The sequence below is a fragment of the Pseudomonas panipatensis genome, assembly GCF_900099785.1.
Classification (GTDB): Bacteria; Pseudomonadota; Gammaproteobacteria; order Pseudomonadales; family Pseudomonadaceae; genus Pseudomonas; species Pseudomonas panipatensis.
Window position 1 is genome coordinate 47,074 of the sequence record NZ_FNDS01000010.1, and the last position, 14,965, is coordinate 62,038.

Below are 14,965 nucleotides of genomic sequence, written 5' to 3' on the forward strand. Positions count from 1 at the left end.
TGCCGTGATTGTTCGGAGTGCTCATGTTCGACCTCTGAAGGCATCGCGACGCTCGCCGAATCGCGAAGGTCGTCGACGCAGCATGCCAGGCGCGGCCCGCCGGGTCGGTGCGCCGACGCACGTAAGGCCGGCCGGGCGCCGCCCAGGGTGGCACAGCGCACAGACGGCGGGGCGTCCCAGGCTCAGCCTGGTGGGCAGGCTCGTCCGATCATCGCCAGAGGTCCGCCATGAATCCCATCACCGCCTTCGCCGTCGCCGTTCTCGCCGCCTTCGGCGCCCTGCTCCTCTACAGCGGCCTCCTGGTCCTGGGTATCGTCCTGCTGGTGGCCGCCGTGGTGGTTTCCCAGACCCTGAAGATGGCCAACACCTGGCAGAAATTCGTCGTACTGCGCGCCGGCAAGCTACAGGGCGTGCGGGGGCCGGGGCTGTTCGCGATCATCCCGGTGCTGGACAACGTGGTCGCGGTGATCGACGAGCGCATCCAGACCACCGCCTTCAACGCCGAGCAGGCGCTGACCCGCGACACCGTGCCGGTCAACGTCGACGCCATCATTTTCTGGCACGTGCATGACGCACAAAAGGCCGCCCTGGCGATCACCGACTATCGCCAGGCCATCGACCGGGTGGCGCAGACCTCGCTGCGCGAGATGATCGGCTCGTCGATGCTCGCCGCGCTGCTCTCCGACCGGCGCAGCTCCGACCAGCAATTGTGCCGTGAGATCGGCGAGAAGACCCTGGAATGGGGCGTGACCGTCAGCTCGGTGGAAATCCGCGACGTGGCCATCCCGGTGGCACTGCAGGATGCGATGTCACGCCAGGCCCAGGCGGAACGCGAAAAGCAGGCGCGGATCATCCTCGGTTCGGCCGAAGCGGAGATCGCCAGCCGCTTCGTCGACGCGGCCAAGGTCTATGCCGGCTATCCATCGGCCCTGCAGTTACGGGCCATGAACATCATCTACGAAACCACCAAGGAACGCGGGACGACCATCCTGATTCCCAGCTCGATGGTCGACAGCATGAACCCTGCCGCCGCCGTCGCCGTGTCGCTGGCGACCCAGCGCAGCTCGGCGCCGCCGGCGCCCGCCATGCAGACGCCGGGCGGCCAGGCCTCCGAGGACTTGCACGGCGCCGACCCACTCACCTTGCAGGCCTGGCCGCTAGAGAAATAGTTGCAGGTGGTGCGCACCGGCCGCCAGGGCGATGCGCACCCGGCCGTCTGCACAGGCCAGTGGCGCATCGTCCAGCACGGCGCGCTGCAGGCCCCGGCACGCCTGGCCGAGGCGAACCAGGCTGATCTCGTAGCGGCTCTCGCCGAGGGTCAGGCGCAGCTCGTAACCCGGCCAGTCGCGCGGGATACAGGGATCGATGACCAGGCAGGCACCCTCCCGGCGCAGGCCGAGGATGCCCTCCACGCCGGCCTGGTACATCCAGCCGGCCGCGCCCGTGTACCAGGTCCAGCCGCCGCGGCCGACGTGCGGTTCGACGGAATACACATCCGCGGCCACCACATAGGGTTCGACCTTGTAGCGCTGCACCTGGTCAGGCGTGCGCGCATGGTTGATCGGGTTGAGCAGGGCGAACAGTTCGGCGGCCTTGTCGCCCTCGCCCAGGCGGGTCAGCGCAAGGATGCTCCACATGGCCGCGTGGCTGTACTGCCCGCCGTTCTCGCGCAGGCCCGGCGGATAGCCCTTGATGTAGCCGGGATCGACCGGCGCGCGGTCGAAGGGCGGCGTGAACAGCAAGGCCAGGCCATCGGCGCGGCGGATCAACAGCCGCTCCATCGACTCCATGGCGGTCGCGGCGCGGTCGGCGGCGGCACCGCCGGAGAGCACCGCCCAGGACTGCGCGATGGCATCGATCCGGCATTCCTCGGCCGCCGCCGATCCCAGCCAGGTGCCATCGTCGAAGGTCGCCCGGCGGTACCACTCGCCATCCCAGGCTTCCCGCTCCAGCGCACGCTGCAACAGCACGGCATGTTCGCGCCAGCGCTGCGCGCGTGCCTCGTCGCGGCCAGCGGCCAGCGGCGCGAACAGATGCAGGGTGCGCAGCAGCAGCCAGCCGAGCCAGACGCTCTCGCCCTCGCCACCGGCGCCGACCCGGTTCATGCCGTCGTTCCAGTCGCCGGTGCCGATCAATGGCAGGCCATGGGCGCCGGTCAGCTCCAGACACTGGTCGAGGCCACGGGCGCAGTGCTCGAACAGCGACGCGCTGTGATCCGCCAGCATCGGCTGGAAGAACGCGTCGCTCTCGTCGGGATGCAGCGGCGCCCCTTCGAGGAACGCCAGCGGCTCGTCGAGCACCGCGCTATCCGCCGAGGTCGCGATATAGGTCGCACAGGCGAAGGCCAGCCACACGCGATCGTCGGATATCCGCGTGCGCACGCCCTGCCCGGTCTGCGGCAGCCACCAGTGCTGCACGTCGCCCTCGACGAACTGCCGGCCGGCGGCGCGCAGCAGGTGGCGCCGGGTCTCCTCGGGACAGGCGAACGACAGCGCCAGGGAGTCCTGCAACTGATCGCGGAAGCCATAGGCGCCGCTGGCCTGGTAGAACGCCGAGCGCGCGCGGATGCGGCAGGCCAGGGTCTGATAGAGCAGCCAGCCGTTGAGCATGACGTCCATGGCGCGGTCCGGGGTGCGCACCTGGATGGCGCCGAGCAGCCCGTGCCAATGTCGCCTGACCGCCTCCAGCAGCGCGTCGAGATCGGCCATGCGGTAGCGCAACAGCAGGGTCCGCGCCTCTTCGGCCGAGCCGGCCTGGCCCAGCAGGGCCAGCACCTCGACCGATTCGCCGATGCCCAGTTCGACCTCGCACTGCAGCGCCGCGCAGGGGTCGAGGCCGGCGCCGCAGGTCCCGGACAGCGGCGCGTCGCCGAGCAGCGCACGCGGCGCCGCCGGACTGCCGTTGCGGCCGAGGAACTCGCCACGGTCGGCGGTCCAGGCGCTCAAGCGGCCGTCCAGATGCACGAAGGCCACTCGTGAGGAAAACGCCAGGCTCCAGGGGTTGTGCGCCAGCAGCGCACCGCTGCTGGTGTCGTGTTCCGTCTGGATGAACGGCCCCGAGGCGCCGCGCGCGGTGCCCAGCACCCACTCCACATAGGCGGTGACCGAGATCCGCCGCGGGCGCCCGGACAGGTTGCGCAGGGTCAGACGGGAAATCTTCAACGGGTCATCCAGCGGCACGTACTGCAGCAGCTCCGCGGCGATGCCATGCGCCGTATGGCTGAAACGGCTGTAGCCGAAGCCGTGCGCCGCGCGGTAGGTACCGGCGTCGCGGATCGGCCGCGCGGTGACGCTCCACAGCGCGCGGCTGTCTTCGTCACGCAGGTAGAACACCTCGCCCAGCGGGTCGGCGACCGGGTCGTTGGACCAGGGCGTGAGCTGATTGTCGCGGCTGTTGCCGGCCCAGGTATAGCCACTGCCCTCCGCCGAAACCTGGAAGCCGAAGGCGGCGTTGGCGATCACATTGATCCACGGCGCCGGGGTGTTCTGCTCGCGTTCGAGAACGATCAGGTACTCGCCGCCGTCGCGGTCGAAGCCACCCAGGCCATTGAAGAACTCCAGCGACGGCGGCCCTTCGGTGACCGGCGGCGCCGGCAATACCGGCCCCGGCGCGGGCGCCTGGCGGCCTTCGCCGCTGTCCAGCGGCGGCTGCGCCAGGCGGGCGAGCTGCGCGGCGATCGAGCCGCGCCGGGCCATCAGGCTGACCCGCGCCACGGACTGCAGCAGCTCCCGCGCCTCCAGGCTCATCAGGTCGGCACGCAGGGTGTGCACGCCGCCGCAGGGAGACTGCCCCGGCAGGTGCGGGCGCGACTGACAGCTGCGCACCGAGGTTTCGATGGCCACCTGCAAGTCCTGGACATAGGACGAGGCGCGCTCGTTGACGATCACCAGATCGACGTCCAGGCCTTTCTTCCGCCAGTACTCGCAGGCCCGCAGCAACTGCCGGACCAGGGCCAGGTCCTCGATCTCGTCGATGCGCAGCAGCACGATCGGCAGGTCGCCGGAAATCGCCAGCGGCCACAGTCCGGCCTGGCTGCCGGCGCCGCGGCGGATGGCTTCCGCCGGGGCGCGGAAGCGCGGGTCGGCATACAGGATGGGTGCGGCCAGGCGCTGGAAGTCCGCGGCTTCCTCGGGGTCGATGCCGAGGTCGCGCAGTTCCACCTGGGCCTGGGTCCAGGCAAGGGTCTTGGCGCGCTCGAAGGCATTGCGCTCATGGTGCTTGTCGATCAGGTCCAGGAGCGCCTCGCGGGAACTGGCGACCACCGTCCAGAAGGCCACCCGCGCGACTTTGCCGGGCGCCACCCGCAGGCGTTGGCGCAACGAGAAGATCGGATCGAGGACGGTGCCATGGCTGTTCGACAGGGGCCGGTGCCCGGCCAATGCCTGTGCGTCGCGGAGGCCGTGGCCCCGGCCGAGGAAACGCGCGCGGTCGGACTCGTATTGCGGCTCGGCGCTCACCTCGCCCTCGACCACGGCGAAATGCGCCGCCCAGATCGGCGCCTCGCCAGGCGAGCGTGGCCGCCGGGTCGCGACCAGCGCGTTGAACTCGGCGAGGTATTCGCTCTGCACGAACATCTTCGAGAAGACCGGGTGGGCGTTGTCGGCGGCCGGCGTCGCCAGGACCACTTCGGCATAGGAGGTCAGCTCGATTTCCCGTGGCCGCCGGCCGTGGTTGATCAGCGACACCCGGCGCACTTCGCCGTCGTCCTCGCCGGACACCAGGACCACCTGGCTGACCATCAGCGAGCCGTCGCTCTGGATGAATTCGGCGTGATCCTCGTCGAACCGCACCTCGCTGTTTTCCACCGCGACGCCGCTGGGTTGCAGGGTCGCCGACCAGAGCGCGCCGCTCTGCACGTCGCGCAGGAAAATGAAGCTGCCCCAGGCATCGCAGGTGCTGTCCTCGCGCCAGCGGGTCACGGCGATGTCGCCCCAGCGGCTATAACCGGCGCCCGTGGCGGTGAGCATCAGCGCGTAACGGCCGTTGGACAGCAGATGGGTAATCGGCGGCCCGCCGGCCGCGGCGTCGATGCGCCGCAGCGACGAGGCTTCGCCGTGTTCTTCGGTCGCCGCCACGCGGACTTCCTCGGCACGCGGATGCGCCAGCGCCACGTCCCGCGGCACGCGCTCCTGCAACAGCAACTCGCTGGCCTGAATCATCGGTTCGCGGTGCAGCCGGCAGCGCATGCGCCCGTCCTGCAGGGCATTGGCGATGGCGACGATGGTCATGCCCTGGTGGTGGGCCATGAAGCTGCGCACGATGGCCATGCTGGCGTCCTCCGGCAGCCGCGTGCGGGTGAAGTCCAGCGCCTCGTAGAAGCCATAGCGGCCGAGCGCGCCCATCTCCGCCAGCCGCGCGAAGTTGCGGCACGCCGCCTGCGCATCGACCATGGCCGCCAGGCCGGTGGCATAGGGCGCGATCACCACGTTTTCCGCCAGGCCGCGCTTGAGGCCGAGGCCGGGCACGCCGAAGTTGGAGTATTGGTAGGTGAACTCCGCGTCACGCGCATTGTAGGCCGACTCCGAGACGCCCCAGGGCAGGCCGAGCCTGGCACCATAGGCCGCCTGCGCGATCACCACCAGGCGGTTGCTCTGCTCCAGCAGGCTGCCGTCCGGCGCGCGCATGACCAGCGACGGCATCAGGTACTCGAACATCGAGCCGGACCAGGAGATCAGCGCCGCGCCACTGTCCACCGGCGTCGCCGTGCGCCCCAGGCGGAACCAGTGGCGAGTCGGCAAGTCTCCCTTGGCGATGGCGAACAGGCTGGCCAGCCGCGCTTCCGAGGCCAGCAGGTCGTAGCAACCGGCATCGAGGCGGTTGTCATCCTGGGAATAGCCGATCGACAGCAGCTTGCGCTCCTGGTTGAGCAGGAAGCCGAAGTCCATACCCATGGCCAGCGCCCGCGCCGTATCGGCCAGGCGCTGCAGACGCTCGTCGAGTCCGGCGCGCGCCTGGGCCTGGCGGTCGCGGCTGTGCTCGGCCAGCGCCTTGCACAATGCCTCGATCCAGAACAGCAGATCGTCGCTGTCGATGCTCCGCTCGGCGGGCAGCATGCCGTGCGCCACCCGTGCCAGCTTCTCGGCCAGCCGGCGCAGGCTGGGCAGCAGCGCCTCCAAGGCTTGCGGCCCTTCCAGGGCGACACGGATTTCCTCCAGCTCGGCATTCAACTGGCGCAACGCCTCGGCGCCGACGATGGACAACTCGGCAATGGCCTGGCGGACCATCTGCAGGTCGTCCAGCAACCCCTGGCGCGCCTCCGCCGCCAGCGGGTTGACGCGCCATTCCTCGCAGGCGTTGGCGAGGACGATCAGGTGCCCGGCGAGATTGCCGCTGTCCACCGAGGACACATAGGCCGGTTCGAGGACGCGCAGATCGCCGGTGGCGTACCAGTTGAAGAAATGCCCGTGGCTGCGTGGCAGCCGGTCCAGCACCGCCAGGGTCGCTTCCAGGCGCTCCAGCGTCTCGCAACTGCCGGCCCAGCCGAAATCGCGCGCGGCCACCGTGGACAGCAGGTACAGGCCGATGTTGGTCGGCGAGGTGCGATGGGCGAGCACCGGCTTCGGCTGCTCCTGGAAGTTGTCCGGCGGCAGCAGGTTATCCGCCGGGGTGACGAAAGTCTCGAAGAAGCGCCAGGTACGCCGCGCCAGCAGCCGCAGGGCTTCGGCGTCCGCCGGCGACAGGCTGAGCCGCCGCGCGGGCCGCGGCGGCTGGCTGCTGTACAGCGCGAGTATCGGTGCGCCCAGCCAGAGCAGCAGCAGCGGCAGGATCAGCGGCCAGTTCGCCGTCAGCGCCAGCAGGCCGACGGCGCCCGCCAGCAGCGCCAGCGCGGTGCCACCGGCCATCTGCCGGTAGCTGCCGGGCAGGTCGGGAAGCGGCCGGCTGGATGACTGCGCGGCAGTGGTCCACTCCAGCAGGTGCCGGTGGCTGACGGTCATCCGCCACAGGCTGCGGACGATGGCGTCGCCCATGTTCCAGGCCTGATGCGGGAGGAACGCCAGCGACAGCAGCAGTTGCAGGCAGGCGCGGCAGAAATCGGTGCCGAGCGTGCCGAAGTGCGTGCGCCAGCGAATGCCACGGCGCTGCGGCGGCAAGCCACAGAGAACCGGCAGCAGCACCGGGATCGCCAGGATCATCAGCACGCACAGGGTGGCGAGCGCCGCTTGCGGCAAGGGCGGCCACCAGCAGAGCAGCAGGCTGGCCAGGGCGAAGGGGGCGAACAGCGAGCGGCGCAGGTTATCGAGCATCTTGCAGCGGCCGACCAGCGGCACGCGAGTGACCCCGCGCCAGTGCCCGAGCGCCCACGGCAGCAGTTGCCAGTCGCCGCGGGTCCAGCGGTGCAGGCGTCGGGTAGCGACATCGACGCGCGCCGGCGACTCCTCGACCACCTCGACATCCGAGGCCAGCCCGGCGCGGGCGAAGATGCCCTCGAAGAGGTCATGGCTGAGCAGTCGATTGTCCGCGACCCGATCGGCCAGCGCGGCCTCGAAGGCATCCACATCGTAGATGCCCTTGCCGGTGTAGGAGCCTTCGCCGAACAGATCCTGGTAGATGTCCGACACGGCCGCCGCGTAGGGGTCCATGCCGGCGGGCCCGGAGAACAGCCGCTGGTACAACGAGCCTTCGCCACCCATCGGCAGCGACGGTGTCACCCGCGGCTGCAGAATGGCGTAGCCATTGACCACGCGCTGCTGGCGGGCGTCGAAACGCGGGCGGTTCAACGGATGCGCCATCTTGCCGATCAGGCGCAGCGCCGCCTCGCGCGGCAGGCGGGTATCGGCGTCGAGGGTGATGACGAAGCGCACGCCAGCCGGAACCCGCAGCGGCTGGTCGGCGACGCTCATGAAACTGGTATCGCTGGCGCCGCGCAGCAGGCGGTTCAGCTCGTGCAGTTTGCCGCGCTTGCGCTCCCAGCCCATCCAGCACCCTTCACTGGCATTGAACAGGCGGCGCCGGCAGAGCAGGAAGAAGCGTTGGCCGCCAGGGCCGGGGCCGTAGCGCTGGTTCAGGCGCTCGATCGCCGCGGCGGCCGTTTCCAGCAGGGGCGTGTCGCTGTCCAGCACCTCCTCCTGGGCATCGACGCCATCGACCAGCAGGGCGAACGCCAGGTCGCCTCCGATGCCGGCCAGATGGTGCACCTCCAGCCGCTCGACCTGCTCCAGCAATTCCGCCTCGCTGCCCAGCAGCGTCGGCACGGCAATCAGGGTGCGCAGCGCGTGCGGCACCCCGGCGAGCAGCTCCAGGCCCGGCAGGGTCACCGCGCCGAAGCTCCAGGTGACCATGCGGTTGACCAGCGCCGTGGCCACCTCGCTGACCGGCACGCTAAGGCACAGCAGGAACAACAGCAGCCAGCCCGACGCCAGCGCCGGCCCGCTCAGCGCGAGGCACAGCAGCGCCAGCAGCAAGACGCTGAGCAGCAGAATGGCGCCGAGATAGCCACCCATCCCCAGGCGCACATTGAAGCGGCTGATACGCAGGCGCAGCGGTGCGCGGAAACCGATGGCCCGCTCCAGGGGCAAACGGCCCTGGGCGATCAGATGGTAGCCAGGGTCGGCGGCACGCGTTCGTTCGACCTCGTCCTGCGTGGCGTTGCGGGCCGCCTGGCGGGCGCACTCCAGGACCTGCTCGACGACCTGCTGTTCATTGAGCGGCGAGCCGCGCGCCAGTTGTTCGATGGCATTGCGGTAGAGATTGCGCGTCGGGAAATCCATCGCGGCGAAGGCGCTTTCGCTGCGCAGCCGCGCGTCCACCAGGCTGACGCTCTCGAACAGCCTGGCCCAGTCAGTATCGGAAATCAGCCGCATGCTGGTGATCACGTTGCGCACCGTGACGTTCGATGCGCCCTGGCGCTGCTGCGCGTGCTGCACCACCTCGTCGATGGCCACGCCCTGCTGCTGCAGGCGCTCCTCCAGCCAGCCGAGCGCCGGGGTGCTGCGCGGGTCCTGGTCGCGCAGGCGCTTGGCCAGTTGCGCGGCGAATATCTCCGACAGCGGCCCCGCCGGGCGGGTGGCGATATCGGCATCCAGCGCCGTGCGGGCGCCACCGGGCGCGAGCAGGCGGTCGGCCAGCGCATCGGCATCGGCGCGGGCGACCCGTCCACTGTCGATCTGCTCGGCAAGCCGCCGCAGGTTCTCGATCAGCACGATGCGCAAGGTGATGGCCACGGCCCACAGCTCGCCGATGGTCAGCGGCTGGACCCGCTGGTAGGCACAGATGAAGCGCCGCAGCAGATCGAGATCGAGGTGGCTGTCGGTGTGCGCGACGAACGCCCAGGTCAGGCCGAAGACCCGCGGGTAGCCGGCGAAGGGTCCCGCGGCCAGCTTCGGCAGTTGCCGATAGTAGCCCGGCGGCAGGTCATCGCGGACCTCGCGGATCTGCTCCTCGACGATGTGGTAGTTGTCCAGCAGCCATTCCGCGGCCGGCACCACCGCGTGGCCGCTTTCCAGTTCCGCCGCGCTGGCCCGGTAGGCCGCCAGCAGCACCGTGGCGTTGGCGTTCAGGCGAAGGTGCAGCGGCAACACAGACGTTGGCCGCTCCGTGACCTGCTGTGCCACCGCCAAAGTCTGCGCGTGCTGTTCGAGGCGCTCGATGCCGAACAGCTCCTCGCGCACCGGGGCCAGGCTGTCCCAGGGCGGCGCTGAGCGAGAGCGTCCGAAGACCCGCGGAAGATTCGAGTTCATGGCTGGGTATCCGCTAGCTGCTGGGGATGGATGGGCGATTCAGCAGGCGCCTGCCAACGCGCCATGGCGGCGCACAGGCGCTACAGATTCAGTCGCGGTCGAACAGCTTGCTGGCCATCCGGTTGGCCTCTTCGCGGGTCATGGCATAGCCCTTCCCCACCGCCTCGGCGATCTTGCGCACCCGCACCCTTCGCTTGAGCTGCCGTTCCTTGAGCATCCTGCGCCAATTCGTCTTGAGCACCGCGACCCGCCGCAACCACCTGTCGATCGGCTCGGCGTTGCCCTCTGGCGCGGCCAGCGGCGCGTTCTGCCCTGGCGGTTCCGTGGGCGGACTCGCCGCAACGCTATCGCCGCGGCTGCGAGGCTCGTCGGGCGGGCAGCCGGATACCCTCAGTGTGTTGCCTGTACTCATGCTCACCTCTGAGTCGCCCCCTGACATTGCCGATGCCTCTCACCGGCTCCGCCACCCTCGCAGGTAGGCCGTGCCTGTGTCGGTGCGTTGGCGCACGTAAGGCGCCAACGGACAGCCAGGCGCCATGCCGGGAGCGAAGGCACGTACTCCCGCATTGCTTCCCTTGGACATCGCCCCCGGCAGAGGACCAAACCGCCTTTCTTCAAGCGCGCGGCAAGGGCATCGGCGTACTGGCTAGACAGTCAGCGGCTGCGCCAGGAAGGCCGTGATCGCCGCCAGCACCGCCGCCGGCTGCTCCCGATGGGGCACGTGGCCGCAGTCCGGCAGCACCTGCCGCTGCGCCGGGCCGGACGCCAGCGCGGTGATGCGCTCGGGATGACGCAGCGAGCCGTACTCGTCGCGGTCGCCATGCAGGCTCAGCAGCGGGCAGCGCACCAGCGGCAACTGGCGGTCCAGGTTCCACTGGCTGAAGGCCTCCGACAGCCAGCTATCGACCCAGGCGCGCAGCACCCATTCAGCCTTGTCGCCGTGGTACTTGCGCAAGCGCTCCAGTTGCCCCGGCGCGGCGAACTCGCGCTCGGCCGCGCGAATGCCATCCAGCGTGTCGACCTCGACGAACGCCTGTGCGGACTCGGTGATCAGCCCCGCGCACGCACTTCCATGGGCGGCCGCACAGCCCACCGCCATGCCGCCGCCGACGCTGTGGCCAAGCACCACGAAGCGGCTCAGATCGAGCTGTTCGCACAGTGCCTGAAAGCCGCCGCGCGCCTCATCCTCGACGAAACTCGGCGGCAGTCGGCCCGGATGGGCGTCCGAACGGCCGAAGCCCAGCCGGTCATAGGCAATCACCCGGCGCCCGCTGGCCTGCGCCAGGCGTTCGGGAAAATCACGCCACAGGGCCACGCAGCCCAGCGAGTCGTGCAACAGCACGATGGGCGCGCCGCCGCGCTCGGCCGGGCTCCAGCACTGGGCGAACAGCCGCCCCTGCGGGGTGTTGATCCAGTGTTGCCGGGTCGCCATCTGCTGCATCGCTTACACTCCACTGCCTTGAACGCCAGGACCGCACGAGCGGGTCCGGCAGGAGGATACGACGCCGCGCACGCCGGCTGCATGCCCGATTGGCAGGCAGGAGACCGATCGACGCGGCGACTCGACGCATCCGCCGAAGCGCAGCGGCCGATTCAGCGATGAGGAAATGTCCTACACTCCCTCGGCATTGCTGTCCTACGCGCTCGCTGAGTAGCGTTCCGTCTGCCACGGCTTGCCGTGGCCAGGTGTGGAAACCTGCATCACAAGTGGTACGCCTTAGCGGGGCGCATTGGGCATCAGGTGCTCAGTGCGTCCTGGTTCTCTATGGCGGACCGTGCGAGGCGGACTTCGGTCCGGCCGGCTGCTTGTGATCCGGTTTTCCACCCTTGCACGGTCCGCCTCCCTTTCGGTTGTTTGCGGTGGCGGCTTCTTGAATGCAGCAAGGAGCGACAGCATGACCCCTACCCCCTCTTCCCCGGCCGACAGCGGCCTCATCCCCTCGGTATTCCTGCGCCATCACCGGCAATTGCGTGCCCTGCTCATCGAGCGCCAGGCGTGGTTCGTCGGCCGAGACCTGGCGCGCCTGACCAACAGCCGCATCACCCAGCGGGTGATCCACAAACTCGACAGCGACCAGTGCCGCAGCGAGCGGCTGCTGGGCGCGCACGGCGCGTGCGAGGAAGAACTGCTGATCAGCGAGAGCGGCGTCTACACCCTGCTGATGGTGCACTTCTACCACCCGGAAAACCGCAGCCTCCGGCAATGGCTGAGCAACGACGTCGTGCCGGTGCTGCGCGACGCCCAGCAAAACAACCCCCACCTACCGCGCCGACGCCTCCAACAGCTACAAGGCCATGACATGAGCCTGCTCGACTGGCAGGGCACGCTCTGGGTGAGACTGGGCGACGCCGTACGCCTGATGGAGTCCGGCGCCTAGCCGAAGCGATGGGTATCGCTGCGCTCAACGCCATCCTACGAATCCCGACCATCCCCATGTGGCACCGTAGGATGGGTTGAGCAGACGTGACCAACCAGCTCGGCGAACTGGTGGCCAGCTACGACATCCTCACCCTGGTGCTCAAGCGCGGCTGATTGCGCTGCAACACTACGGTCAGCCTCGACCGGCCTGCGGGGCGGTCTTTTTTTGCCGAGCGCACGGCCTATGCCTGGGCGGCCCCGACCGGCACGCCTGAGCCAGCGCGCGATGGCTATGCTGCTGGAGAGGATTCGCCTGCCCCTGGAGCCGCCATGCCCGTCCGCCACCTAGTCGCCTTGTTGGCCCTGCTCGGCCTTTGCCTGAACGCTGCCAGCGCCGCGCCCGCCTTCGATTGCGCCAAGGCCGAGAAAGGCAGCATCGCAGCGCTGGTCTGCCAGACGCCGGCGCTCGGCGAACTCGACCAGCAGATGGACAGGGTCTACCAGCAAGCGTTGGTCAAGGCCGCTAACGAGCACCCGCCGACCCTCAAGGCTGAGCAGCGCGGCTGGATCAAGGGGCGCGACGACTGCTGGAAGGCCGACGACCGCCCGCTCTGCGTGCGCGACAGCTACCGCCGGCGCATCGCCGAGTTGCAGGCGCGCTACCAACTGATCGAGGGCAAGGGCCCGCTGCAGTATGCCTGCGATGGGCAGCCGGCCAAGGCGGTGATCGCCACCTACTACCCCACCGATCCACCGACCGCGGTCGTCGAGTTCGGCGACGAGACCTCGCTGATGGTCCAGCAACAGGCTGGCAGCGGCGCCAGCTACCAGGGGCGCAACGAAAGCCTGGTGGAGAAGCACGGCGTGGCGCAGGTCACCTGGGGCTACGGCGCTGCGCCCATGCGCTGCACGCTGCGCCAGGGACAGTGACAGCGGCCAAGCCGCTCGCGCCAGCATTACGTTATGCAAAAAAACATAGTGATCGGCAGGCAGGCGACTGGCCGGCGGCACCGTCCCAGGCGCGGGGATTCCTTGGCCGCCGCGGCCATCCCACTGAATGTTTTCAGGAAATTCCGCCTTTCCCTATACTGCCGTCTCCACCCACGCGTAGAGAGCCCCATGGACATCCAGCAGATGCGTCTGGCCGCCGGCGAGGCCGCCAACATCCTGCGCTCGTTGAGCCACCCCGACCGCCTGATGCTGCTCTGCCAGCTCAGTCAGGGCGAGCGTTCGGTGGGCGAGCTGGAGGAACTGCTCGGCATCCAGCAGCCCAACCTGTCGCAGCAGCTCGGCGTACTGCGCAGCGAAGGCCTGGTCGATACGCGGCGCGACGGCAAGCGCATCTTCTACTCGGTCAAGGACCCCAAGGTCCTGCACCTGCTCGGCACCCTCTACCTGCTCTACTGCCCGCGTCCTTGAGCCGTTGAGCCGCGCCTGAAGCCACCCTGTGCGCAGCGCCGCGCCGGCAATGGCCGAGGCGCGTGCCATGCGTTTGCTCAGGTATCGGCAACGCCGCAGCGGGCCGTTCTCCGGCCCCTCATAGACTCTTAAGGAATAACAATAGGATTTAATATTATAGTTAGATATTATGCATTCTATTAAATTGACACCCTCGCTTACGGCGCATCGCCGACAAGACCATGGGGAGTGTCAGAAATCATGCAGTACCAACCACGCCTGCTCGCCAGCCTGGTGGCCCTGGGCAGCCTTGCCAGCCCGGCCGCGCACGCCACCAACGGCTATTTCTTCCACGGCTACGGCATCAAGGCCCAGGGCCAGGCCGGGGTCAGCATCGCCCAGCCGCAGGACGCCCTGGCCGCGGCCAACAACCCCGCCGGCACGGCCTGGATCGGCGATCGCCTGGACGTCGGCGCCACCCTCTTCGCCCCCGATCGCAGCGCGGAAATCGAAGGCAATGGCGCCGGCGCCAATGGCCATTACAACGGCAACGCCAAGAACACCTTCGTGATTCCCGAGTTCGGCGTCAGCAAGCAGCTCAACGACAAGCTCGGCGTCGGCCTGGCGGTGTACGGCAACGGCGGCATGAACACCGACTACCGCAGCAACCCCTATGCGGCCTTCGGCAGCAAGAACAGCGTCGGGGTCGATTTCACCCAGGTATTCATCACCCCGTCCGTGGCCTACAAGTTCACCGAGCGGCAGTCCTTCGGCATCGGCCTCAACGTCGTCTACCAGCGCTTCGCCGCCAAGGGCCTGAGCGCCTTCGCCAACCCGATGTTCTCCAGCGACAGCGCCCATCTGAACGATCACGGTCACGACAGCTCGACCGGGGTCGGCATCCGCCTCGGCTGGCAGGGCCAGCTCACCGATGACCTCACCCTCGGCCTGACCTGGGCGTCGAAGATCAAGGCCGCCAAGTTCGATCGTTACGCCGGCCTGTTCGCCAGCGGCGGCAGCTTCGACGTACCGGAAAACTATGGCGCGGGGCTGTCCTACAAGCTCACGCCACGCCTGACCCTGGGCGCCGACGTACAGGAGATCAAGTACGGCCACGTGCGCTCGGTGGGCAACGATTTCGACGTGCAGTCGCTGTTCGCCGGCAACCGTTTCGGCGCCAAGGACGGCCCCGGCTTCGGCTGGCGCGACATCACCGTCTACAAGTTCGGCGCCAGTTACGCCCTGCTGCCCGAGCTGACCCTGCGCGGCGGCTACAGCCACGCCGAGCAGCCGATCCCCGGCAGCCAGACCTTCCTCAACATCCTCGCCCCCGGCGTCATCCAGGACCACGCCAGCCTCGGCCTGACCTGGAGTCCGTCAGCGAGCAGCGAACTGAACCTGGCCTATACCCATGGCTTCAAGAAAACCGTCGATGGCAATGGCTCCATCCCGCAAGCCTTCGGCGGCGGCGAAGCCAACCTGAAGATGAGCCAGGACATTCTCGGCGTCGGCTACGCCTGGAAGTTCTGAC

General features: G+C 68.8%; 8 protein-coding genes. 5 read left to right on the forward strand and 3 right to left on the reverse strand.

Annotated features, from left to right (window positions below; translation table 11 throughout):
* Positions 1-227 precede the first annotated feature (227 nt).
* The gene (locus BLQ74_RS21425; protein WP_090266146.1) at positions 228-1,169 is read left to right on the forward strand and encodes a slipin family protein; all 942 of its coding nucleotides are present in this window, start codon (positions 228-230) and stop codon (positions 1,167-1,169) included.
* Here BLQ74_RS21425 and BLQ74_RS21430 read toward each other — a convergent pair.
* From BLQ74_RS21430 to BLQ74_RS21435, 3 genes are all read right to left on the reverse strand, one after another.
* Entirely contained in the window at positions 1,158-9,677 is an 8,520-nt protein-coding gene (locus BLQ74_RS21430) for a glycoside hydrolase family 94 protein (protein WP_090266150.1), read from the reverse strand. The genes BLQ74_RS21425 and BLQ74_RS21430 overlap by 12 nt on opposite strands.
* Before the next feature lie 88 nt (positions 9,678-9,765).
* Positions 9,766-10,089, reverse strand: a complete 324-nt coding sequence (locus BLQ74_RS27180) for a hypothetical protein (protein WP_139199099.1) — start codon at positions 10,087-10,089, stop codon at positions 9,766-9,768.
* Between the two features lie 234 nt (positions 10,090-10,323).
* Positions 10,324-11,118, reverse strand: a complete 795-nt coding sequence (locus tag BLQ74_RS21435) for an alpha/beta fold hydrolase (protein WP_090266153.1) — start codon at positions 11,116-11,118, stop codon at positions 10,324-10,326.
* Positions 11,119-11,572: 454 nt separating this feature from the next.
* Between BLQ74_RS21435 and BLQ74_RS21440 the strand changes: the two genes are divergently transcribed.
* The 4 genes from BLQ74_RS21440 to BLQ74_RS21455 all read left to right on the forward strand — a co-directional run bounded on the left by BLQ74_RS21440 (position 11,573) and on the right by BLQ74_RS21455 (position 14,964).
* Positions 11,573-12,055 carry a BRO-N domain-containing protein gene (locus tag BLQ74_RS21440; RefSeq protein ID WP_090266155.1) on the forward strand — a complete coding sequence of 161 codons (483 nt, stop codon included), beginning with the start codon at positions 11,573-11,575 and terminating at the stop codon, positions 12,053-12,055.
* A gap of 311 nt (positions 12,056-12,366) precedes the next feature.
* Positions 12,367-12,966: an MliC family protein gene (locus BLQ74_RS21445; RefSeq protein WP_090266157.1), complete on the forward strand. Its 600-nt coding sequence runs from the start codon at positions 12,367-12,369 to the stop codon at positions 12,964-12,966.
* A 189-nt stretch (positions 12,967-13,155) separates the two neighbouring features.
* Complete coding sequence (locus BLQ74_RS21450; protein ID WP_090266160.1) at positions 13,156-13,455, forward strand: ArsR/SmtB family transcription factor; 300 nt, start codon at positions 13,156-13,158, stop codon at positions 13,453-13,455.
* 240 nt (positions 13,456-13,695) lie between these two features.
* Positions 13,696-14,964, forward strand: coding sequence for an OmpP1/FadL family transporter (locus BLQ74_RS21455; RefSeq protein WP_090266163.1), 1,269 nt, complete (start codon positions 13,696-13,698; stop codon positions 14,962-14,964).
* Position 14,965 lies beyond the last annotated feature (1 nt).